At 60.6% G+C, this 22,300-nt stretch carries 17 protein-coding genes; 13 read left to right on the forward strand and 4 right to left on the reverse strand.

Translation table 11 applies throughout. From position 1 onward, the window contains the following. Positions 1-22 precede the first annotated feature (22 nt). The 11 genes from tssC to GA0061102_RS28075 are packed head-to-tail and all read left to right on the forward strand — an operon-like array spanning position 23 to position 15,392. The gene (gene tssC / locus GA0061102_RS28025; RefSeq protein ID WP_092855328.1) at positions 23-1,426 is read left to right on the forward strand and encodes a type VI secretion system contractile sheath large subunit; all 1,404 of its coding nucleotides are present in this window, start codon (positions 23-25) and stop codon (positions 1,424-1,426) included. Next, positions 1,423-2,247 carry a type VI secretion system accessory protein TagJ gene (locus GA0061102_RS28030; protein WP_092855330.1) on the forward strand — a complete coding sequence of 275 codons (825 nt, stop codon included), beginning with the start codon at positions 1,423-1,425 and terminating at the stop codon, positions 2,245-2,247. Before tssC ends, GA0061102_RS28030 begins: the two co-directional genes overlap by 4 nt. Then, complete coding sequence (gene tssE / locus GA0061102_RS28035) at positions 2,240-2,749, forward strand: type VI secretion system baseplate subunit TssE (RefSeq protein ID WP_092855332.1); 510 nt, start codon at positions 2,240-2,242, stop codon at positions 2,747-2,749. Before GA0061102_RS28030 ends, tssE begins: the two co-directional genes overlap by 8 nt. Then, a complete protein-coding gene (tssF, locus tag GA0061102_RS28040) occupies positions 2,742-4,523 on the forward strand; it encodes a type VI secretion system baseplate subunit TssF (RefSeq protein WP_092855334.1) in 1,782 nt (593 codons plus the stop codon). Before tssE ends, tssF begins: the two co-directional genes overlap by 8 nt. 20 nt (positions 4,524-4,543) lie before the next feature. After that, entirely contained in the window at positions 4,544-5,569 is a 1,026-nt protein-coding gene (gene tssG, locus GA0061102_RS28045; RefSeq protein WP_092855336.1) for a type VI secretion system baseplate subunit TssG, read from the forward strand. Next, entirely contained in the window at positions 5,559-6,752 is a 1,194-nt protein-coding gene (locus tag GA0061102_RS28050) for an FHA domain-containing protein (protein ID WP_159432220.1), read from the forward strand. Before tssG ends, GA0061102_RS28050 begins: the two co-directional genes overlap by 11 nt. Beyond that, entirely contained in the window at positions 6,749-8,089 is a 1,341-nt protein-coding gene (gene tssK / locus GA0061102_RS28055; RefSeq protein ID WP_092855340.1) for a type VI secretion system baseplate subunit TssK, read from the forward strand. Before GA0061102_RS28050 ends, tssK begins: the two co-directional genes overlap by 4 nt. Continuing rightward, on the forward strand, positions 8,086-9,609 hold the full coding sequence (tssL, locus tag GA0061102_RS28060; protein ID WP_092855342.1) for a type VI secretion system protein TssL, long form: 1,524 nt from the start codon (positions 8,086-8,088) through the stop codon (positions 9,607-9,609). Before tssK ends, tssL begins: the two co-directional genes overlap by 4 nt. Continuing rightward, entirely contained in the window at positions 9,606-13,088 is a 3,483-nt protein-coding gene (gene tssM / locus GA0061102_RS28065) for a type VI secretion system membrane subunit TssM (protein WP_092855344.1), read from the forward strand. The genes tssL and tssM overlap by 4 nt, the downstream gene beginning before the upstream one ends. Before the next feature lie 10 nt (positions 13,089-13,098). Next, positions 13,099-14,484 (forward strand): type VI secretion system-associated protein TagF, encoded by a 1,386-nt coding sequence (tagF, locus tag GA0061102_RS28070; protein WP_092855346.1) that lies wholly within the window; start codon positions 13,099-13,101, stop codon positions 14,482-14,484. A 23-nt stretch (positions 14,485-14,507) separates the two neighbouring features. Next, positions 14,508-15,392: a protein kinase domain-containing protein gene (locus GA0061102_RS28075; RefSeq protein ID WP_159432221.1), complete on the forward strand. Its 885-nt coding sequence runs from the start codon at positions 14,508-14,510 to the stop codon at positions 15,390-15,392. 11 nt (positions 15,393-15,403) lie between these two features. On the opposite strand, the gene GA0061102_RS28080 is transcribed toward GA0061102_RS28075, so the two are convergent. Continuing rightward, on the reverse strand, positions 15,404-16,546 hold the full coding sequence (locus tag GA0061102_RS28080) for a polysaccharide biosynthesis/export family protein (protein WP_092855350.1): 1,143 nt from the start codon (positions 16,544-16,546) through the stop codon (positions 15,404-15,406). Between the two features lie 969 nt (positions 16,547-17,515). Between GA0061102_RS28080 and GA0061102_RS28090 the strand changes: the two genes are divergently transcribed. Beyond that, complete coding sequence (locus GA0061102_RS28090) at positions 17,516-18,394, forward strand: MBL fold metallo-hydrolase (protein ID WP_092855354.1); 879 nt, start codon at positions 17,516-17,518, stop codon at positions 18,392-18,394. A gap of 605 nt (positions 18,395-18,999) precedes the next feature. Here GA0061102_RS28090 and GA0061102_RS28100 read toward each other — a convergent pair. Further along, positions 19,000-19,890 (reverse strand): RNA polymerase sigma factor, encoded by an 891-nt coding sequence (locus GA0061102_RS28100; protein WP_092855358.1) that lies wholly within the window; start codon positions 19,888-19,890, stop codon positions 19,000-19,002. Positions 19,891-19,910: 20 nt separating this feature from the next. Continuing rightward, positions 19,911-20,219: a hypothetical protein gene (locus GA0061102_RS28105; RefSeq protein ID WP_092855360.1), complete on the reverse strand. Its 309-nt coding sequence runs from the start codon at positions 20,217-20,219 to the stop codon at positions 19,911-19,913. A gap of 159 nt (positions 20,220-20,378) precedes the next feature. Between GA0061102_RS28105 and GA0061102_RS28110 the strand changes: the two genes are divergently transcribed. Next, positions 20,379-21,785 (forward strand): DHA2 family efflux MFS transporter permease subunit, encoded by a 1,407-nt coding sequence (locus tag GA0061102_RS28110; protein ID WP_092855362.1) that lies wholly within the window; start codon positions 20,379-20,381, stop codon positions 21,783-21,785. A gap of 141 nt (positions 21,786-21,926) precedes the next feature. On the opposite strand, the gene GA0061102_RS34110 is transcribed toward GA0061102_RS28110, so the two are convergent. After that, complete coding sequence (locus GA0061102_RS34110) at positions 21,927-22,295, reverse strand: DUF4189 domain-containing protein (protein ID WP_092855364.1); 369 nt, start codon at positions 22,293-22,295, stop codon at positions 21,927-21,929. Positions 22,296-22,300 lie beyond the last annotated feature (5 nt).

Here is a 22,300-nt window from a genome sequence, read left to right on the forward strand (position 1 = left end):
CCGCGCGCCTTCTGTCAGCACCATGACCGCGACAACGATGGAACCGAGAGCTGCCTGGCCACATCAGGTGCATCGCTTGATCGCCATGATCGACGATGCGCTTAACCGGCAGGTCAATGCGATTTTGCACCATTGCGAATTCCAGGCGATGGAGGCGCGGTGGCGCGGGCTTGCCATGCTCATGCGCCATACAGGCCGATCGGAAGAGGTGAAGGTCAAGATCCTCAGCGTCAGCTGGCCCCAGCTGACGCGCCATCTTGAGCGGACGACGGAATTCGACCAGAGCCATCTCTTCGAGCTGATTTATAGCCGCGAATTCGGCATGCCCGGTGGAGAGCCCTTCGGTCTGCTGATCGGCGACTATGAGCTATCGCCCCAGGATCCAGCCGGCGGCGATACTGTGGGGGCATTGACCCAGATCGGCATGGCAGCCGCTGCCGCCTTTTGCCCGTTCGTGGCCGCCGCGGCGCCACAGGCAATCGGCCTGCAGGATTTCAGCGAGCTCAATCGCGTCCAGGATTTTTCCTGGCTTTCCTATGATCCCACGCGCATTCGCTGGAACGGGCTCCGGTCGCGCGAGGACTCTCGTTTCCTCGGATTGGTCGCGCCGAGGATTTTGATGCGCGCGCCCTATGAGGCGTTTTCGCGTGAGCGTGACGATCAGTTCCCGTTCCGCGAAAGTGTCGCAGCCGACGGCAGCACCTTGCTTTGGGGCAATGGTGCCTTCGCCTTCGCGATGATCGTCATTCGCAATTTCATCGAATCCGGCTGGTTCGCGGATATCCGCGGTGTAACACAGGACACCATCGATGGCGGCGTGCTGAGCACGGACGAGCTCGCCCCCTACGATCTAGGCATCGAAAGCAATGGCCTGTCGCAACAGGCTCCCGTCGAGATCCGATTGACCAACGGGCAGGAACAGCAGCTCTGCGAGCTCGGCATCATACCGGTAGCGACCACCTACCTCTCCTCTTCGGCAATCTTCAACTCCAACCAGTCGCTGCATGCACCGGCGCATTATTCGAGCGAACATGCACGGCAGAATGCCCGCATTGCCGCCATGCTGCAGTATGTGCTCTGCGCCTCGCGCTTCTCGCACTACCTCAAGGTCATCATGCGCGACGAGATCGGCAAGCTTGCCGATACAATCTCGATCGAGCGCAGACTGAATGACTGGTTGTCGAGCTACACGCTCGGCAATGACGACGCCGACCTTTCGCTGCGCACGCGCTACCCGTTGCGTTCGGCAGGTATCAGCGTCAACGAGATTCCCGGCAAGCCTGGCATGTTCGCCTGCACCGTGCGGCTCCAGCCGCATTTTCAGCTCGACGACGTGTCGACAAGTTTTCATCTGATCGCGGAGACGGCGAATGCGACCTATGCGTTCTCCCGCTCCGCAAACAGCCCGCAAAGGATGTCTGCATGACGCTCTCCGCCAAAATCGCCGAAGCTCTCAGCGAAAACGCGCTCGACGATGCAATCGAGCAGGCGAAGGCGCATGTCAAAGCGGCCCCCACGGACAAGGATGGCCGGCATATCCTGATCGATCTTTTGATCCTTGCCGGCGACTATGCAAGAGCCGACACGCAGTGCAATCTCGCCACGACATTCGCACCGGAAGACGTGATGGGCTTCGCGATGCTGCGCAACCAGCTGCGGGCAATGGCGGCACGGTCTGCCTGGTTCGACGGGGCTGCCGCGCCGGACTTTCCGAACGGCCCGACAACCCTGGATCAGGCGGCGATGAAGGTGGCGGTCGCGTGTCGCGACCATTCCTCGGATACGGCCGCGGCGCTGCAATCCCTGGAGGAGGTTCGAGGCGAACGGCCGATGAACTGGAATGGCCAGCTCGTTTCGGACCTTCGCGATCTCGACGACCGCATTCCGCATGCGATCGAGGTCATCATGACGGGCGGAGCATATCTCTGGGTTGATTTTTCCAGAGTTGCCGCGCTTCGCGTCGAGCCGATTGCGCGTCCGCGCGATCTTGCCTTCCGCAGGGCCGAGCTGGAACTCGTGGATGGCGCGAGCGCGCCGGTGCTCCTGCCTGCGATCTATCACGGCACGACGGGCGCAAAACTGCTGCTCGGCCGCGAGACGGAATGGGTCGACGAATCGACCGGAATTACCACTGGCCGTGGCCAGAAGTGCTTCCTCGCCGGTGACGATCTCGTTTCCTTCCACGATCTGAAATCGCTGGAAATGACTGAGAGCTCCGATCACATGAGGCCTGCCGCTCATGGTTGATCCACTGGAGCGCTATAGGCCGCGGGAAAGGATCGTCGCCAGGTCGATCATCGATCGGTTGATCGACGAAAATCCCGATCGTCTGCAGGATCCGCCGCTGACATCGGCAGAACAGCTGCGCGAACTGCGCGAATGCATTCGACGCGACCTTGAGGCCCTGCTCAATACACGCCGCCGCCCGACTGCGCCGCCTTCGATCTATGACGAACTCGGCGATGCGCTGGTGTGCTTTGGCGTCGACGGCATGGTGTCGGCAAATCTCCTCACCGATGAAGCCAAGAGTCGGCTCGCTCGTCTGATCGAGAGGCGCATTGCTCTGTTTGAAACGCGGCTTTCCGACGTGCAGGTGAGCATTCTCAAGAGCCGCGGCAACGGCGAACGGGCCTTGCGGCTGCGCATTCACGCGACCTTCCGCGTGCATGAGGGCATGCCGCCGATCAGCTTTGAATCGACGATCGATCCGACGACCCAGCGCTTCCTAGTGGAGGCCAACAATGGCTGACGGCTTTCTGCAGCGGTATAACGAAGAGTTGGCCGCCATCCGCCGGCGGGCCGCCCGTTTCGCCGATGCCTTCCCGAAAATTGCCGGTCGTTTGCGCGTAACCGGCGAGGTTGCCGATGATCCGCATGTAGAGCGCCTGATCCAGAGCTTTGCCTATTCGGCCGCCCGCGTCCGCCAGAAGCTTGACGACGAGTTTCCGGAACTGACGGATGGCCTGCTTGAAACGCTCTATCCGCATTATCTGGCGCCGCTGCCCTCGATGAGCATCGTGCGCTTTGCGCCGAGCAACACTCTGGCGTCCGTACAGACTCTGCCGCGTCATACGGAAATCTTTGCAGAGCCGATCGGCGGCGAGAGCTGCCGCTTCCGCACCACGCAGGACACGCAGGTCGCGCCGATTGAGATCGTCTCGGCTTCGTTGACCGGCCATCCGATCAGTGCGCCGCCGTCCCCTCATGCGGGTGCGGCCGGTTGTCTGCGCCTATCAGTCCGGGCGCGCGACACCAACAAGCCGCTCGGCGAGATCGGCCTTGATCGGCTGCGGCTTCACATCGGCTCGTCCTGGCAGCAGGCGGTCGCCATTCACGAGCTTCTGGTCAATCACACGCTTGGCATAGTGCTTGCTTACCATGCAGACGATCGTGCGCCCGTCATGCTGTCAAAAAAGGCATTGCATCCGGTCGGTTTCGAGCCGGACGAAGCGATCCTGCCCTACCCCAGCTCAAGCTTCGCCGGCTATCGTCTACTGACGGAATTCTTCGCCCTGCCGCAGAAATTCCTCTTCATAGATATTCTCGGCCTAAAGGCCTGGCGTGGCGAGACGCTGGAAATCTTCATCTATCTCGACGAGACCAGCGCCAAGTTGGAACGCGCCATTTCGGCCCGCGATTTCGTCTTGAATGCCACCCCGATCGTCAACCTGTTTCGCCAGAACTGCGAACCAATCGCGCTCGACGGTACGCGCACCGAATATCGCGTACTGCCGGACGCGAGGCGGCAGAAAACGCGCGAGATCTATGCGATCGAGAAGGTGTTGATATCCGGGCGCAGCGGAGACGAGGAACAGTGCCAGCCCTTTTTCGGCCGCAGCTTGAAGGGCGGAGCCTCGTCACTGTTCTGGCAGTGCGCTCGCCGTTTCGATGCCGACGACCACACCTCGGATATGGAAATCACCTTCGTCGATCGCGCATGTCGGGCAAGCGGCCCCGTCGACAAAATCGCCAGCGTCGATGCCCTATGCCTCAATCGCGAATTGCCCGAGCAACTGCCCTTTGGCGGCGGCCACCCCTATCTGCAGCTCGCCTCCGGCAGTGAAGCGGTCGCCTCGGTCGAAGCCTTGATGGCCCCTACGCCATCCGTGCGCATGAACGAGCAGCAAGGTCGGAATTGGCGGCTCATGTCGCATCTTCAGCTCAATCACCTCTCCATTTTCGACAACGATGGTGCCGCGCTCAAAGATATCCTGGCGCTTTACGCGTTCAGAGACAGCCGTGAAACCAGGCAACTGGCCGACGCTCTGGTGCGGGTCGAAGCCAAAAGCTCGATGACCAGGCTTGCCAGCGGCGGGATGGTGACCGGCACGGATATCCGCCTGGTGTTCGATCCCGCAGCGATCGACAGGCCGTCGGCCCATCTTTTCGGCAGCGTTCTCGATCGGTTTTTTGGGCTTTACACCTCGATCAACAGCTTCACCCGCCTCTCCATCTCGATGAAGGGGCAATCAAAGCCAATCGCCGTCTGGCCGGCCCGCGCCGCCGAGCGGCCGTTATTGTGACGAAGGGGTACGCAACGACGATGGACCAGTTCCGACCAAGTGATAGTGAAATGCTTGCCGCACTGCTCGAAAGCGATCCCGGCCGCTTCGAGCCATCGACGGCATTTCGCGTTGCACAGCACGCAGCTGGCGATCATTTGACCGTATCGTCCCCCATCGGCGTTTCACCGGCGCCGCTTGCCGTCAGCGGCTTCAAGAAGAAGGGGGCGACAGGATCGGTCCAGGCAAGCATGGCAGGCCTTCTTGGCCCGTTGGGCGCGATGCCACCGAGCTACAATGAGCTTGTCATGCGCGAGGAGCGCAATCGGGCTCATGGCCTTTCAAGCTTTTTCGATCTGTTCACGAGCCGCCTTGCCGAGCTTTTCGTCGATGCTTGTGACAAATATCGTCTTGCTCGGCGGCTGCGATGGAGCGCGGACAGAAACGACAATGCATTCATCAAGACGCTGTTCTCGCTGACAGGCTTCGGTACGGCCCGGCTGAAGGAGCAGGTTCGCGCTGACGACGAGTTGATCCTCAGATTTTCCGGATTCTTTGCGGCCCGGACCCGCAATGCGGTCAATCTCCGGGCCATGCTGCGGGAATTCAGCGGCCTACCCGTTGCGATCGAATCGTTCAAAGGCAGATGGCTCTCCATTCCCGAAGGCGAGCGCAGCCGCATGGGGCAGCAGCAAGGCGTACAACTTGGCATCAATTCAACGGCGGGTGCGGCAATCCATGATTTTGGCGGCAGTTTCCGCGTCGTGATCGGACCTGTCGATTATGAGGACTACCGCTCTCTCGCGCCGGGCAGCGCTAATATCGATGCGCTGTTTGCGCTGACGCGCCTTTATGTCGATCCGTCGCTCGATTTCGACATCCAAGTGGTTCTGAAGAAAGAACACATCCCCTTCTGCCGACTTGGCGAGGGCGGTGATCCGCCGCGGCTCGGATGGAACAGCTGGGCACGCGTCGCTTCAGCTGATCGCGACAGCGGCGATGCCATCATCATCGAGCCACGCAATGCCCAAAGGCAATCCGACCAGGGAGGCCTTCATGCGGCTTGAACTGCGGCAAACGTCTGGAGAAGGTTCCAGCAAGGGATGGTTTTTCGAGCGCGGCAAGCGCACCCTCGGCCGATCGCCGGATTGCGACTGGCAGGTGTCCGATCAGCAGCGGTTGATCTCGAAGATTCATTGCGTGATAGAGCGCGATCGCGCCGGCTTTCTCCTGCGCGACCAGAGTGCCAACGGCACCCGTGTGGACGGTGCAACCGTTCTGGAAGGCGAGACAGCAAGGCTTGCGGACAAATCCAAGATCGTATTCGGCGATCTCGCGTTCAACGTCGTCATTACCGGAGAAGCCGACCGTGATATCGATGATCCGGCCGCCGATCTGCGCCTCAGCGACGAGACTATGACGATCTCCTCGATCCTTGCCGACATCGTGCCCGGCGGCGGCTCGGCAACGGGCGTGCTCGGCCAGCGGAGCGGCGACGACTGGATCGCAGCATTTCCACAATCGCCAAAAATGGAAAAGTCGCCGAGCAGGAACGTCGATATCGGCTGGAATGGTCCGCCTGACATCAACGGCATCAAGCCTGTGCTTCCGGACGACTGGAACTCGGGTTTCGAGCTGGGCACCCAGCTGGAACATGGCGCGGCAACGCATGTCTCCGTCGCCGTTGCCCGCAGTTCCGGCCCGGAGGCGGTCGAGACTACCAAAACGATCATCCCGGCCAATGATGCGCGAGCCGCAGATGATGCGGGTGAAAGCGCGGAGGATACGAGTTTCGCGCTGCAATTCGATCCGCTGCGCCAACTGGAAGCGCTCGTCTCGACACTGGAGCAGACACTCGACGACGAAGCATCCATTTTCGGAATTGAGGACAGCCGTGCTCATTCCTCCGCTTCGCTGTTCAGCCGCGAACGGACGGAGCAGCTTGCCGACCGTCTTCGATTGCTCGTCGCAAGGCAGTCCGCGCTCAACGCCGGCCTCGAAAACCTTGTTCGCGAGGCCGGCCGGATGTTCGAGCCCCGCATGGTCGAGGCTCACGTCGATGCCTCCCAGCGCAAGGGCATCTGGCGCGGCAATGGCGATTACTGGAAGGCCTACCGCGCACGGTTCGAAAAGAGCGGCAAAAGCATTCCGGTCCGCGATCTGTTGGCCGAGGCCTTCCGCGCGGCGGCCGATGACCGCGACGGGCAGGATATCACCAGTTTGGCGGAGAGGACGGGCAGCACCCGATGAAGAACGAAAATCGCGTGGCTTGGAGCGAGGGCATGTTCCTTCGCGTGCAGCATTTCCAGCAGGCTGACCGCTGGACCGAGCGGCTGGTCCGCACGACCGCCCGGGGGCTTGCGCCCTACCCCTGGGGTATTGCCGAAATCGGCATCGATCGCGGCGCGCTCGCGATCGGCCAGTTTGCGCTGTCGAACCTGCGCGGTATTCTGCCCGACGGCACGCCGTTCGAAGCGCCAATCGATGCGGATCTGCCTCCTCCTCTTGAGCTTGACGATTCCACGAAGAACGCCGTCGTCTATCTGGCTCTGCCGACGCGTCAGCCCGGGAGAGCCGACGTCGCCATGAACGGCAGCGCCATGCGCAACAGCGTTCGCATCACCGCCTCGCAATATGAGGCACCGGATGCGAATATGGAGACCGACTTCATGGCGCCGATCGACGTTGGCCGCCTGAGCCTGCGTTATCTGAAGACCGGCGACGAACTCGCCGGATATGATCTGATCGGCCTTGCGCGTGTCATTGAGGTTCGCTCCGATCGTTCGGTCATCCTCGATCCGGACTACATCGCTCCGTCGTTAAATTGCGCCGCCGAAGCGCGTCTGAACGAGCTCATCACCGAATTGCTCGGCATCGTGCGCCATCGCGCCGAGGCGATTGCCGAACGGATCGGCGACCCCACGGTGCGCGGCACCGCAGAAGTAGGCGACTATTTTCTGTTGCACATCCTCAATCGCGCCGACCCGATGCTGCGCCATATCGCGGCAAATGCATCGCGGATGCATCCGATGACCTTCTATGAGGAATGCATCCAGCTAGCCGGAGAGCTGGCCACTTTCACGACCGACCGCAAACGCGCCAGCGATTTCCCACCCTATCGCCACGATGATCTGAAGGCGACGTTTGCGGCTGTCTTTAATGATCTTCGTGCATCTCTGTCGGCAGTTCTCGAGCAGGCTGCCGTTGCAATCGAGCTCATCGAGCGGCGCCACGATGTTCGCGTCGGCACAATCAACGACCGCTCCTTGCTCAAGGACGCCGGTTTTGTGTTGGCCGTGCGCGCGGAAATGTCGGCGGAGGACGTGCGGCGCAAGCTGCCCGCTCAGATCAAGATCGGCCCCGTGGAGCGGATCGCCGAGCTCGTCAATGTCGCGCTGCCGGGCATTCCCGTCAGGCCTCTCCCCGTCCTGCCGCGGCAGCTGCCGTACCGGTCAGGCACGATCTACTTCGAACTCGACACGAAAAATCCTCTTTGGAAACAGCTTGATACCTCCGGCGCGATCGCCCTGCATCTCGCAGGCGACTTCCCCGGCCTGGAGATGGAACTGTGGGCTCTGAGAGAATGAACACAACACGCTCAACACCCTGGCACGAGCTACCGACGATCATCGAGCTGACGGAGGACGGCGCGCGCAAGAACGACGCCGCCCGCAAGATGGCCGATTTGCTGGACGAAGAGCTGGACCGGCAGCCGAGCGGCAAGGCCGGCGATGCAGGCGGCGGCTGGTCCGTCGATTCGCTTATCCGCGGCTTTCGCTTCGGCGGCGAGGATGTTCCGACCGTCGTGCGCTCGGCAGCACCATTGCTCAATCTCGCCCATGGCCTACGCAACACCGAAGAACAGCCCGATATTGCCGAGTTGCGGCGGGTGACGATCGACGCAGTTGGACGCTACGAACGCGACCTTGCGAGCGCCCGTATCAGCCCCGAGCGGGCGCGCGCGGCACATTATGTCATCTGCGCAACCATCGATGATGTGGTTTTGAGCAAACGCTGGGGCGTGCGCGCCGGCTGGGCGCGATCCGGCCTGGTCTCGACCTTTCACATGGATGTCACCGGCGGCGACCGCGTCTTCGATCTCCTTGATCATTTCCAGCAGAGCCCCGGCGCCAACAAAGATCTGCTGCTCCTGATCTATCTCTGCCTGTCGCTCGCCTTCGAGGGTCGCACGCGTGTTTCGCCGCGCGGATCGCTGGAACTCGGGCGCATCCGTGATAGCCTTTATAAAACACTGCTCGGTCAGTACGGCGTCTTCGAGCGCGAGCTGTCGCCGGATTGGCGCGGGGTTTCCGCGCGCCACAAGCCGTTGCGCACGGCCGTTGCGCTTTGGACGATCCTTTCCGTGCTCGCGCTTCTCTTTGCGCTCGGCTACATGTTCTTCACGCTTTCGCTGAACCTCGCCTCGGACGCGACCTTCGAGCGCCTGGCCAACCTGCCGCCACGCGATACGCCGAGCGTCCTGATCGAGAAGCCGAAGGAGGTCGCTGCACAGACGCCACCGGTGATGAAGCAACCGGACATACCGCCGCCGGTCGTCAGGCCGCAGCCGACGCCGCTCGACAACCTGCTCGCCTTCCTACAGCCGGAAGTCGATCGAAAGCTGGTGACACTTTCGGACTCCAATGGAAGGTTGTTGGTCCGCATCAACAATTCCGGCCTGTTCGATACAGGCAGCGCGGAAGTCAGCGATAAATTCCGCGATCTCCTCCAACGCATCGGCGGTGCGCTCGCCTCGGAAAAATTCCGCGCCGTTGTCGTCGGCTACACCGACAATGTACCGATCCGCACCGCACAGTTCCCATCGAACTGGCATCTTTCCGAGGCACGTGCTCGCGCCGTCGGCGATATCCTTGCGGCCTACACGGGCAAAGAGGCGATCCTGACGGAAGGACGTGCCGATAGCGACCCGCTGGCAAGCAACGACACGCAGGAGGGCCGCGAGGCAAATCGCAGGACTGAAATCCTGGTGCTGACCGACCCGACGCAGCGCCTCGGCGAGGCGGCCCTTAACCCGCAAGCAACACCTCAAACGCAGACAGGCAATAGGCCGCCGGCGTCTGCCACGACGACGGGAGGAGCCAGATGAATCCGCTCGGCGCGTTTTACACGCTTCGCTCCTACGTCTCGGTCTATGCCGGTCTTCTCGGACAACGCTTCATATCGCTGATCTGGGTTGCGGCGATCTGCGTCGTCATCTGGTTCTACGGCTCGATGGCCGGCTATGGCAGCTTCAAGCCGCTAATGAGTGCTGCCGCTCGGATAATCGCGATCGGCGTGGTCATTGCGGGCTGGCTGATCTACCTGCTGATCACAACGCTACGCTCCCGCAGGCGCGACAAGGCGCTCGTAGAAGGTATTGCCGACGATGCCGCCAGCCAGCAGGCGGAAGTGGGCGAAATCCATAGCCGCCTGAGAGAAGCGCTGCTGCTTCTGCGCCGCATCAGCAAGAAGCGTTTCGGCTACATCTATGAGCTGCCCTGGTATGTCATCTTCGGAGCGCCGGGGTCGGGTAAGACGACGGCACTGACCAATTCGGGGCTGAAGTTTCCGCTTGGTGATGCGATGGGCAGCAATTCCGTCCAAGGCGCCGGCGGCACGCGCAACTGCAATTGGTGGTTTGCCGACGAGGCGATCCTGATCGATACAGCCGGCCGCTATACCACACAGGATGATTTGAACGGGGCGTCGAAGGCCGGATGGGAAGGCTTTCTCGGGCTGTTGCGCAAATACCGTCGCTCGCAGCCGATCAATGGCGCCCTCGTCACGCTCTCGATCGGCGACCTTCTCAGCCGTGATCATGAAGTGCAGCTCGAGGAGGTCCGCTCCATTCGCAAGCGCCTGTCGGAGCTCGACGAGTTCCTGCATGCGCGCGTGCCCGTCTATGTCGTGCTGACGAAGGCCGATCTTTTGACCGGTTTCGTCGAGTTTTTTGACGGGCTTGCCAAGACCGATCGCGAGCAAGTCTGGGGCACGACCTTCGATCTCGACGAGAGCTATAAGGGCCAGAACCTGCCCGAGCGTTTCATGGAAGAATTCGCACTGTTGCAGCAGAGGGTCGATGCCATGCTGATCGAGCGCCTGCAACAGGAGCCGAATGTCGAGGTCCGTGGCCGCATCTTCCGCTTCCCCGCAGAGCTTGCCTCCTTGGGCGAGCGTCTGCAGGAATTGCTGAGTGAGCTCTGCGCGTCTTCCAATCTCGTCGAATCCCCGCTTGTCCGCGGCGTCTATTTCGCTTCCGGCACACAGAGCCGGGAGACGGATACACCGCGCACGCGCCGCAGCTATTTCCTGTCGCGACTGTTCAAGGAAGTCATTTTCGGCGAGGCGTCGCTGGTCGCGCGCGACAGGCGGCTGTCGGGCCGGCAGGCCATGATCCGACGCATTGCCTACGGAGCGGCGGCCGTCGCGCTTGCAATCGTCTTCACCGGCTGGACGGCGAGCTATTTTCAGAACTCGCGCGCGATCGCTGCAGCCGAACGGCGTATCGACAATTATGAGAAGCTTGCGAATGGCATTCAGGTACGCGACGTCACGGATGCGGATTTCCTGCGTATCTTGCCGGCGCTCGACAATCTGCGTGCGGTCACCGGCGGCTTCGACGAGGTGCGCGTCTGGCCGACGAGTTTCGGCCTCGACCAGGAAGACAAGATCGCCAGCCGCCAGCGCGGAGCCTATCAACGCGCCTTGAACTCTCTTCTACTTCCACGCATGCTGGTGGAGCTTCAAAATGAACTCAAACAGACATCGGATGTCCAGAAGACCTTCGATGCCCTGAAACTCTACGGTATGCTTGGTGGGCTGGGGCCGGTCGACAAGGATTTCGTCTCGCAGCAATCGGAAGATATGTTTGCAACACTTTATCCCGGCGAAGGCCGGTCTGCCGCGCGCAAGGCACTTCTCGCCCATGTCGAAGCGATGGCTGGTGGTAGCTTGCCAGCGATCGAGCTCGACACCAGCCTGATCGCCAAGGCTCGGGAGGCGATCCATACGCAAAGTCTCGCAGCCCGCGCCTATGATATCGTGATTCATTCCCGGCAGGCCCGTCAGCTTGACACCTGGCTTCCCGCCGATGCGTTGGGGCCGCTTGGCGCCCAGATCTTCCAGCGGAAATCGAAGGCGACGCTACGCGATGGCATTCCCGGGATCTTCACGGGCAAGGGCTACCGCGACGTGGTATTGTCGACAGTCGCTGCTGCCGCTTCGGAAGCGCTCAAGGAGCAATGGGTTCGCGGTGGCGGCGACGCACCTCCCTCGGGAATGACCACTGACGCGATTTCGCAGGCGGCGCTGCAGCTCTATTCCGATGCTTTCCAACAGCATTGGTCTTCGCTCCTTGCCGATCTGCAAATACGCCCGTCGAGCAACCTTGCGGATGCGACCGAAACGGCGCGCATCCTGGCGGCAAACCCGAACCCAATTGAGATGGTGCTGAAATCCATAGCGGCCGCAACGGACCTGCGGCCGAAGGCGGGTACGGAAATTGCCTCCGTTGACGTTCCGGACGCCGCGTTGAGAGCCGCCACGGCAAGTGCTGCAAATCCGCCGGATCCCTATGGTCCATTGCGGGCCGCACTCGAGGCGAATGCCGCCAATGCGCAATCGGTATCTCAGGACGGAAAGGCTGACAACGGCAGCGGTAAGCCCCGCTCCCAGATCCAGAGCCTGCAACCGATCCTGCAGAATATTTATAGCCAGCTGTCACGCGCCGCAAATTCGACTGTGGAAGTCGCGCGTGTCTTCGACGCCGGCGGCCAGCTTACAAACGCCAATCAAGACCTCTTGCAGCAGGCTCGCGGGCTGCCCTCGCCCGTGGATGCGTGGATGGTCGCCGTTGCCGCCGATATCGGCTCGTTGGCGGTCAAGGCCGCGCGCGTGCGTATAAACGATCTTTGGGCAAGTGAAGGCGCGGATCTTTGCGCGCGTATCGTCACCGGCCGCTACCCCTTCGATAGGGCGTCCGGTCAGGATATCGCCATGGCGGATTTCGTCCGGCTGTTCGGGCCGCAAGGCCTGCTCCAGACGTTCTTCAAAAACCGGTTGGAAGTATTTGTCGATACAAGCGCCCAGCCGTGGGGTTGGCGCGGCACCTTCGGCGGCGACAGCATCCCGAGCCAAGCGATTGCGCAATTCGAGAATGCGAGCAAGATCGAACACGCCTTCTTCCCGGCCGGCAGCGAGAAACCGGCGATATCGATCAATATCAAGCCTGTCTCCCTGTCGGCGTCTGCCAATGCCGTGATCGTAGATATCGTCGGCGAGCACGTCCTTTATAATCATGGCCAAATAGTTCCAAAATCCATTGCCTGGCCGGCGGCCGGTGCGGAGAACCAGTCCAAAGTCAGATTTTTTCCCGGAGATTTGCAGCCGGCCATCACACAGACCGGGGACTGGTCGCCTTTCCGCCTATTCGATGCTGCCAAGGTAACCGTTCAAGCCCCCGATCTCTTCCGTGCCAGATTTGAAGACAAGGGTCAGACTGCGGAATTCGACGTGCAGTTCGGTTCGGTGCTCAATCCCTTCCGGCTACCGGCATTGTCCGATTTCAGCTGCCCGGCGCAGTTCTGACGGTCCGCCGATGAATGAACCGCTCGCCCGCACCCAATCGCCGATGCAGGCCGACACAATCGGCTTCTTCGGAAAATTGCCAACACATGGCGATTTCGTTTCCTCTACGCTTAGCCTGCGTCTGCAAGGCGAGCTCGATCAATGGATTCGCAGCGGCCTGATCGCGCTCGAAGCGGCATTGGGATCGGATTGGCGCGGGCTGTTTCACGCCATGGCAGCCTGGCGCTTCGTCGTGGGCAAGGGCGTCTGGGCACCATTCGCTATTGCAGGCGTTCTCCTGCCCAGCCGTGATCGCGTCGGCCGAAGCTTCCCCTTGATTATCGCCGCGCAATTGCAGCGCTTCTCCGGTCCCTTGCGCGATCTTTGCGAGGACGACAGCTGGTTTATCGCCGCCGAAGCATTGGCCGAGACCTCGAGCAAAGCCGATTTCGAGATGCAGCGTTTCGCAGAGAGCATCAAGCGACTTCGCCCGCCATTCATCGACCAGAAATCAACAACGACGCAACCGGCGACCACGGGCGATGCCCAAACGCCAGCCTCGCTCTGGTGGCGCATCAATCCCGGCACCCGACACGGCAAAGGGTTTCGCACCATGGCGAGCCCCACTGCACGGGATTTCGTCAAGCTCGTCACGACAGAAGCTCCCCAATTACCTGCAACTGACGCACCGCTGGCACGATCTGCTGTCGCTGTTCCGATGCAAACACAGCAGACGACGGCAACAATCCGGCCAAAGCTCGCTATAGCGGACAGCCATGCCAGCCACGCTGGAACGCGCCTTTCATTGAATGCCGATGCACTCCTTGTCAGCGATAGACCGCAGATTTTTGCAATCGCCGATGGTGTCGGCGATGGCATCGGCGCCATCGAAGCAGCTCGGATCACAACCGGAATACTCGCCGGTATTCCTCAACGTGAAGCACTGCAAACTTTGGTGCAGGATATCAGGAGCAAGCTCAGCCATGCTCATGCGATCCTGCGCGCCAAAGGCGCCAACGTCGAGAGGGAGCTTCCCGTGGCCAGCGTCGTGACCGCCGCGCTGCTTGATGGGAGATTTGCAGTCACATGGGTAGGCGATGCTCGATGCTATCTGCTGCGCGACGGGACGATGCGGCTGCTGACCCATGACCATGTCAACATCGGACTTCGCCGAACACTCGGCCGCGGCCTTGGGCTATCGGATCAACTCGTCACGGAAACGGTTGGAGATCCGCTTCACCATGGCGACCGCCTCCTGCTTGCCAGCGCGCCCCTTTCTCGCACGCTTACCGATCGCATCATTGCCGAGATCCTGATCGAGACGCCGCTGGAACAAGCTGCGGAGGCGCTGATCCAGGAAGCGCTCATCGCCAACTGTCGCGAAAATGTCAGCTCCATCGTCATCGGCGCGACATGATGGGAGATCCAAGCGCTGAGGATATGAGGAAGATTGCAAGAAGCTTTGCGGAACTACTGCATCTTTTAACGCATGATGGCGAGATAGAGCGGTCGAAGCATATCCGCGATCTCCTGATCGATCGATTGCGCGATACGCTGGACCGGCGCCTCTCTTCGCTGGCAGAGATCGAACCGACCTTCATCGGAAATACGTTTCTCGTCGAGGCGGTCATGCATCGCAACGACCGGACGGAAATCAGCCGATTGCGCCATCGCGATCTCGGCACGCTCCATGCCATGAAAACGATCAGGGTGGATCGGGCGAACGAGGCGACCGCCAAAGCCTTGCTGCTGCGCGAAGCACACATCGGAATGGTGTTACGCGACCGCAATCTTGCTTCTACCCAATCCGTCATCCGCTTGCCCGACGGCCGTCTGGCGATCGTCATGGAATGGGTCGGGCCATCTTTGTCGCAACGATTGGCTGAAGGTTCTCTTTCATCCGCCGATGTCCGAGCGGCGACAAGATCCATGCTCATCGGGTTGAGCGCAATCCACCAGGCCGGCCATGTTCATGGCGATATTTCTCCGGCTAATATTTTGCTTGGCGACGGCGACTTCAATCAGCTGAGGATAGCGGACTTCGGCACGGCAGTAGAATGCGGAACGCGATACAGCGATCTCGATATTGCCAAGGCCGCGACGCCGAACTTCACTGCACCCGAGGTTTCAGCCGATACCCCCATGCAGTTCAGTGCCGATCTCTACTCGGCCGGCCGTCTGATGAACCTGCTTCTTGAACATTGCAACGAGACTGATGAATCGATCATCGCACTAAAGGCGGTCGCCCGGCATCTGTCGGACCTCACCCCTTCCATGAGGCCGCCGAACGCAATGGCAGCCCTTGCTTTGATCGGTGAGGTCTAGTTGAAACCTCGTCAGTTCGAAGCCGAGCTGCCTGGAAGAGGCGCAGCGGCCGTCGGCACACTCTTCTGATAGACAGTCAACAGCTTGGCGGCATCGACCATGTCGGCATTGCTGGCGTAAATCGTGTCGCCATCCTGCATCTTGAACTGCTGCATCAGCACGAAATTCGAGACTTCCTTCAGGTTGACGCTGTAAATGACGGGCTTGACCGAAACGACGGCCGACCCGCTGGCGCCCTTGGCCACTGTCGATGCAGCCTGCGAATAGACCTTCTGATTCCGAAATAGATAGAAATTGCGGGAATCGGCTCGATCATCAAGCAGGCCGCCAGCGCGGGCGAGCGCCTGCGCCAAGGTGGTCTGGCCCGGCTCCAGCGGGAACTCGCCAACGCTCTTGAAGGCGCCAAGTGCAGTGAAGCTCTGTGACGCGCCTTTGACGAACAACTGATCGCCGGGCACGAGCCGCACGTTCTGCTTATCGTCCTGCAGGATGCGATCCAGGGGTGCCGTCGCCCTTTGCGATCCGCGGGTCAGCGTCACGGCCGTGTTTGCCGGCGCGGAGGATGCGCCGCCGGCAAGGGCAAGCACGTCAAGCACGCGCTCCTTGCGTGCCGTCAGCGGGAAGCGACCGGCGGAGCGGACCTTACCATCGACCGTTACGGCGCTGGAGGGCTTATCGACGACCGTCACGACAGCCTGAGGATTGACGGAAGAGCCTTTGAGGGCAGTGACGATCTGCGACTGCAAACCTTCTGGAGTGGAATCGATGACGCGCTGCTTACCGACATAGGGCATGGTGACAAAACCACGAGAATCCACCGTGAAGCGGCCGAGATTGAGCGACTTGCTCTGGGTGGCAGACGGTAATCCGTCCTCGCCGGTATCGAGCACCGTCACATCGAATACGTCGCCCGGACGCAGGCGCGCATCCGAAAAGCCGCGCGAACGGAGGCTTGCAAGCCCCTGATCGGTGGGCTCATAGGGTGGCGCAACAACCTGCGCGGCCATCGGCGCCTCGGAGAGTGGTACGACCGGAATCTTTCGCTGCGTGACGGGCATCGTTGCATTGCGAATATTGAGGGCGCTTGGTCCATCAGACGGCCTCGCACAGGCACTGAGGACAACCAAGGGTAAGACCGCCGCCCATTTCCGCATTCCGGAATCTCCTTCGGATGTTACAAGCAAGGCAGAAATATCAACCATAAGGCGGGAGGCAATATGCCAGGTTGATAAATAATGAACTGTGACAGTTCGGTTGTTTACCATTGTGTCCAAAAAGCAACCGATGGCCAGTTCAGCGCCATAGGGGCGCCCCACGCGGGGCGGCGAAGCCAGGGGGCTCAAGCACTTGAGCAGTGCGAATCAGCAAGGCAATGGGACTTTAAGAATTACACGAGCATTGATCGAAACGACGGTAGCTTAATCGCCCCATCCGTTGGATTTCCCCATGCGGCCGGACATCGGCATGGTCTCGAGACACCTCAACAGCCTCGGAATCGTTGGTCGTTCCCATGTTGCTCTTGTCAATCGCTTGTCCGTGGATGACCGCCCGATACTGAAAGCTATCTTGGGTAGACCGTTTGCTCTTGAAGGGATTAGGATCGACGCTCCTCTTATCGCAAAGTCCCTCTGCGACAAATTCGTTAGGCGAGCCAAGAGCTTGGCCAGGCAGGAACGACCAATTTGGGTCTGTTTGCTGAAAGTCCGTTGTCTGGCAGAATGAGGCAAATAGCCGTGGCGGCTTTCGCAAATGCTAGCGATCTTATGTCGAAGGAAGCGATAGCTGACGGGTGGTCGCGGCGATCACTCTGGCGGATGTTCCCGCAATCATCGGTGCGGCAACCGGCCTCGGTTTTCCAGGGCAAGCCAGGATGCGCGAAATCAGGCGAGCGCCGCGGTGCGGCCCCTCAAAACACGCGAAAGCGACAGCAGATGGGCGAGCCGACTGAATCTGGCCACCGTTCGCCAAACAGCAGCACTCGGTTTCAAAGTCGAGAGAGCAAAGGATGCAGATAAAAATATCCTCCCGGATTGAATCCTTTCGCTGGGGCTGAGCGTTTTGCATGAGCTCGGACTACCACGCATCCGATTGGACAGCTCTTCCCGCCACTATGGAGGGTAAGGATGAAAAACCTGCCAACTCATCAGACGCTGGGCGCTTATCGTCGAAAGATCGGCGATCTCGTCCTTACGACACTATCAGACGGATATTTGGACGTATCGTTTGACTTGCTTTCCAATATCGCGCCAGAGGAAATCGACCAAATCCTCGAAGCAGCCGCCGTGCCGAAGCGCGCGCGGGCGACGATTCAAAGCTATCTGATCCAAAGCAGTACAAAGACGGTATTGATTGATGGAGGTGCCGGCGGCATGAACGGTTGGGGCGGAGAACTTCAAAACTCGCTGGCATCCGTTGGTGTCGCCAAGTCGGACATTGATTTGGTGTTGCTCACGCATGGTCACCCGGACCATCTCGGCGGCCTCGCAACGGAAAACGGAGAACCGGTCTTTCCCAATGCTGAGCTGGCACTGAGCGAGGCGGAGCTGGCTTTCTGGACAGACGACGCAATTATAAATGCGACCCCGGAAGGGTTTCGCCCATTCTTTCTAGCGGCCCGCAAGGTGTTCGACGCCTACGATGATCGCCTGCGGATGTTGGATTCCGGAAAGGAGGCGGCCGCCGGCGTTGAGGCCATTGCGCTGCCAGGGCATACACTGGGACATACAGGCTTTGCCGTCCAATCGGGGCGCGATAAGCTCTTTATTTGGGGTGACATCGTGCACTTTCTCGATATTGAGGTCGCTCGACCGGACGTCACGATTGCCTTCGACGTTGACGCGAGTATGTCGGCCCAAACGCGCAAGCGGACCTTCGACATGCTTGCTACGGAGGATCCCTTAATCGGTGGCATTCACACCGGATCGCCCGGCTATCTCAGGCTGCGCCGCAACGACGGCGGTTACGCAGTCGTGAGAGAGCCATGGCTGCCAGCATTAGATTAAGACACGAGATCCTCTGCAAGATGATCCTAGTCGCAGGCGCCACAGGCATGGCTCCCACCACACTGTAGTTCTTTTGCACGAGTAGGAGCAACACCATGAGCCGCGCGATCGTATTTGATGCCTACGGGCCGCCTGACGTTCTGAAAATCATCGATCTGGACGTCGGCGTCCCCAGGCGGGAAGAGGTCAAGGTAGTGGTCCGCAGCGCTGGCGTTCAGCCATTCGACTGCCTTTTCCGAAGCGGGGGTGCCGGACAAGCTGGGCGCCAGACGCATCAACACCCAGCGGTCTCAAACCCAGTTGTGAATGCTGATCCAGTTATATGAGGCAGAACTCCTTCGCAGTCCGATCCAACGAAGCTCACCGAGAAATGGAAGCCGGCCACGTCTGCGGCAAGCTCGTCCTGATCAATGGGGATTGACTGACATTCTCGTTTCCAAATCGGCCTCATGCAACGAGTTTCAGTCCGAGACGATCGATGTACGCGATCGTCAGGCGCTGTGCGGCGGGGCTGAAAACGCCACGGGTCTCATCAGCAGCAACTAGCGCCAAACGAACCCATCTGGGAATGCGTGCCAATATAATCGGCGGCTAAGTCCGCTCACTCACCCTCTATCAGCCACGCAATCTGCACCATCGATAACATACTCCGCGTAACGAAAGTCCCTGATCGCGGCGAGCTTATCGGCAGACCAGTTCAGAAGCATAAAGTATTTCGGCCGTCCATTCGGCTCATTCGGATCGAACACTAGGATCGCCGGACGTCCCTCCACCTGCCCGGTCACCAGGTGCCAGTCACTGACCTTCGAGTAATTGCCAAAGTATTTCGAGACCTCGGCCTTACCGTTCAACTTCTTCCGGTTGACCAAATCGAGCCTGATGTCGTCCGCGATCATGGCGCGGATGGCGTCGAAGTTGCGGGCATTGAATTGGCCCACATAGGCGTTGAGCCTGGTGCGATCGGCCTCCGACAAGCCAGATTGCGGCGCGTCGTCCGGCTCCTCGGCGAACTCGCGCAGCTGCGTGCGCCCACGATGCAGCGCGGCCTTCACTGCCGGCAGGCTGAAATCCATGATGTCGCAGATCTCGGCAAGCGAGCAGCCGAGCACGTCCATCAGGATCACGCTGGACCGCTGCGCCACCGGCAGCCGCATGAATGTGCGCAGGCTGGTCGCAGCGATCTGGCGACTTTCCACGTCATTGAGCCGGTCGGCAATCACCTCAACCTCCTCAGCCGAACGCAGCGCCTCCTGCCGGTTGCGGCGGCGCAGGAAATCCAATGCGGTGTTGTGGGCGATGCGGAACAACCAGCCCTCCGGATTGTTGACGGGCGTGACCGATTGCAGCGCTTCCATGGCCTTGATCAACGCATCCTGCAGCACGTCCTCACCGTCGACGACAGAGCCGACCATGCGTGCGCAGTAGCGATGCAGCTTCGGTCGCATCCCCACCAGCAAGGCCCTAATATCGATGATGGCCAGCGGGTCTGGCGCCATTGTTACTCCCCCTCGCCCGTTCAGGATTCGTCCAGCATACAGTAGTTACCGACAACCCTCATATCACGAACCAGCGGCGGTTCGGCGCAGCGGTCGCGGATGCCCTCCTGGAATGCCTGAAACGCCTTAAGTTTCGGGATTGGGCTCGAGCCGTCCCCGGCTGAGGTTTCGACGATATGGATAAAGGTGTCATCCTCCAGCCGCAGCGTCAGATAGCGCACGCTGTCGGGCCCGGCCCCCTTTAATTCCGCAAACACCGCCGCAACCAGCTCGGCGTTCTTGTCGGCCAACTCCGGCTTGGTCTTGTATCTGATCAATGTCCTTCTCATCGCGCGCTCCTTGCTGTTGTCGAAACCTAGGACGTTTGCCGGCCGCCGAAGGATGCGGCCAGCAAAAAATTATTTTGGGGTGCATCCTTTGCCCCTCCCTCCTCGTCTAGCCCGCAGAACGCGCTGCGACAGGGTGGCGCGACACAGGGAGAATGGGCGATGCAGACCCCGACCGATCGTGCCGAGCAGAAGTGGGTGCTTGGCGTCACCGCGCTGGCATCCTTCATGATGGCGCTGGATGCCATGATCATTACGACAGCGTTCGCGGCCATACGCGCCGAATTCGGCAGCCCGGTCCAGACCCTGCAGTGGACCGTTAACGCCTTCAACCTGACCTTTGCTGTGCTGCTGCTGACCGGTGCCGCCCTGGGCGACCGCTTCGGGCGCCGCCGCATGTTCGCAGCTGGGATCGCGCTGTTCGTCTTTGCATCGACGGCCTGCGCCCTGGCCGGCAATGCCACCGCGCTGATCGCCGCCCGCGCGCTGCAGGGCGCCGGCGCTGCGCTGGTGATGCCACTTGCGATGGCGATCCTGAGCAGCACGTTCGGGCCGAAGGAGCGCGCCCGTGCGCTCGGTATTTTCAGCGGCATCACCGGATGCGCGCTCATCGTAGGCCCTGCCATCGGCGGCTTCATCACCGAACACCTCGGCTGGCGCTGGGTCTTCTGGATTAACCTCCCGATCGGCATGATAGCGATCGGGCTGGTACTGGCACGTTTGCGCGAAAGCTTCGGACCGGCCGCCGCAATGGACCTCCCCGGACTGTCGCTGGTCGCCCTCGCAGCGCTAGCCCTGGTCTGGAGCCTGTTGCGTGGCAACGCTGTGGGGTGGGCGAGCGCCGAGGTCATGGGCATGCTAATATCAGGTCTGGCGTTGGCAACCTGCTTCGTGTTCTGGGAATTGCGCGCGGCCGCGCCGATGGTGCCGATGCGGCTGTTTGCATCACGCGCCCTCGCCTCCGGCATGTCCGCAAGCGTCCTGTTCTACGCCGCGATGTATGGCGTATTGTTCCTGCTGCCGCAGTTCCTTCAGACTACGCTCGGCTTCGATGCCTTCGGCGCCGGACTTCGCCTGCTGCCCTGGACAGCGACGTTGTTCGTCACCGCCCCGGTCGCCGGCGCGGTGGTCAACAAATTCGGCGAGCGGCCGCTCGTGGTGACGGGATTGCTGATGCAGGCGATCGGGCTTGGCTGGATCGCGAATGTCGTGAGTCCTGCGGTTGCCTACTCCGCTCTGGTCGCGCCGCTGGTGTTGGCTGGCGTTGGCGTATCAATGGCGATGCCAGCGGCGCAGAACGCCATCTTGAGCTCGGTCGCGGTGACCGAAATGGGCAAGGCGTCCGGCGTGTTCAACATGGGCCGCTTCCTCGGCGGCATGTTTGGTATCGCCGCGCTGGTGGCAAGCTTCTCGGCCAGCGGTTCGGTCGATTCGGCCGCGCATTTCGAGAGCGGATTTGCTGCCGCGATGGGGCTTGCCGCAACGCTGTCGTTGGCCGGCGCGATTGCAGGGTTTTTCCTTCCGGCACGACGACACATCGCCAGCGCAGCCGCGCCGCAAGATGGATAGGATAGATGTGATGCGGATGTTCGATCAAGCCGACATACATCGGGTCTCCGCGGAATTCAGTAACGAAGATAACAGCACATCTCGTGTCTTCGTCGAGTAGCATACCGTAGAAACGCCCCGATTTAAAAAGTGCGTCGAGCGCTATTTCGAGCAAGTCCAGCTCACGACGTGGCAGCCGCTATCATTTTCTTCACAGTTCGCGATCGCGATGTTTCGTGCTTGGTTGCGTCTTGCGCTCCAACCCCAGCCGTAGCCCCGTTCACTGCCGACAGCGAGTGCGCCGCACGCGTTGCGGAAATAGACGACCACCCTGCAATCATCAGCATAGGAAGAACACCCCGACAACGCTTCCTCCTCAGCACCAGCTCGCGAAGAATAATTATGAGAAGAGCCGTAGGAGCCTGTGTCTCTCGAATAGGCAATCGCCCCAAATTGGGCCGCGGAAGCAATGCCCGTGCTAAGAGTGATTGCCAGCGCAGTGGTTGCTGCAGTCAATTTCAAAGATGTCATGTTTT

It is taken from the genome of Martinezella miluonensis, assembly GCF_900094545.1.
Classification (GTDB): Bacteria; Pseudomonadota; Alphaproteobacteria; order Rhizobiales; family Rhizobiaceae; genus Rhizobium; species Rhizobium miluonense.

Excerpts from the sequence above, each read along its gene's own strand:
- tssE (WP_092855332.1), top strand. The coding sequence starts at position 2,240 with ATGGTTGATCCACTGGAGCGCTATAGGCCGCGGGAAAGGATCGTCGCC.
- GA0061102_RS28030 (WP_092855330.1), top strand. The coding sequence starts at position 1,423 with ATGACGCTCTCCGCCAAAATCGCCGAAGCTCTCAGCGAAAACGCGCTC.
- tssM (WP_092855344.1), top strand. The coding sequence starts at position 9,606 with ATGAATCCGCTCGGCGCGTTTTACACGCTTCGCTCCTACGTCTCGGTC.
- tssL (WP_092855342.1), top strand. The coding sequence starts at position 8,086 with ATGAACACAACACGCTCAACACCCTGGCACGAGCTACCGACGATCATC.
- GA0061102_RS28110 (WP_092855362.1), top strand. The coding sequence starts at position 20,379 with ATGCAGACCCCGACCGATCGTGCCGAGCAGAAGTGGGTGCTTGGCGTC.
- tagF (WP_092855346.1), top strand. The coding sequence starts at position 13,099 with ATGAATGAACCGCTCGCCCGCACCCAATCGCCGATGCAGGCCGACACA.
- GA0061102_RS34110 (WP_092855364.1), bottom strand. The coding sequence starts at position 22,295 with ATGACATCTTTGAAATTGACTGCAGCAACCACTGCGCTGGCAATCACT.
- GA0061102_RS28050 (WP_159432220.1), top strand. The coding sequence starts at position 5,559 with ATGCGGCTTGAACTGCGGCAAACGTCTGGAGAAGGTTCCAGCAAGGGA.
- GA0061102_RS28105 (WP_092855360.1), bottom strand. The coding sequence starts at position 20,219 with ATGAGAAGGACATTGATCAGATACAAGACCAAGCCGGAGTTGGCCGAC.
- GA0061102_RS28100 (WP_092855358.1), bottom strand. The coding sequence starts at position 19,890 with ATGGCGCCAGACCCGCTGGCCATCATCGATATTAGGGCCTTGCTGGTG.
- GA0061102_RS28080 (WP_092855350.1), bottom strand. The coding sequence starts at position 16,546 with ATGCGGAAATGGGCGGCGGTCTTACCCTTGGTTGTCCTCAGTGCCTGT.
- tssK (WP_092855340.1), top strand. The coding sequence starts at position 6,749 with ATGAAGAACGAAAATCGCGTGGCTTGGAGCGAGGGCATGTTCCTTCGC.
- tssF (WP_092855334.1), top strand. The coding sequence starts at position 2,742 with ATGGCTGACGGCTTTCTGCAGCGGTATAACGAAGAGTTGGCCGCCATC.
- GA0061102_RS28090 (WP_092855354.1), top strand. The coding sequence starts at position 17,516 with ATGAAAAACCTGCCAACTCATCAGACGCTGGGCGCTTATCGTCGAAAG.
- tssG (WP_092855336.1), top strand. The coding sequence starts at position 4,544 with ATGGACCAGTTCCGACCAAGTGATAGTGAAATGCTTGCCGCACTGCTC.
- GA0061102_RS28075 (WP_159432221.1), top strand. The coding sequence starts at position 14,508 with ATGAGGAAGATTGCAAGAAGCTTTGCGGAACTACTGCATCTTTTAACG.
- tssC (WP_092855328.1), top strand. The coding sequence starts at position 23 with ATGACCGCGACAACGATGGAACCGAGAGCTGCCTGGCCACATCAGGTG.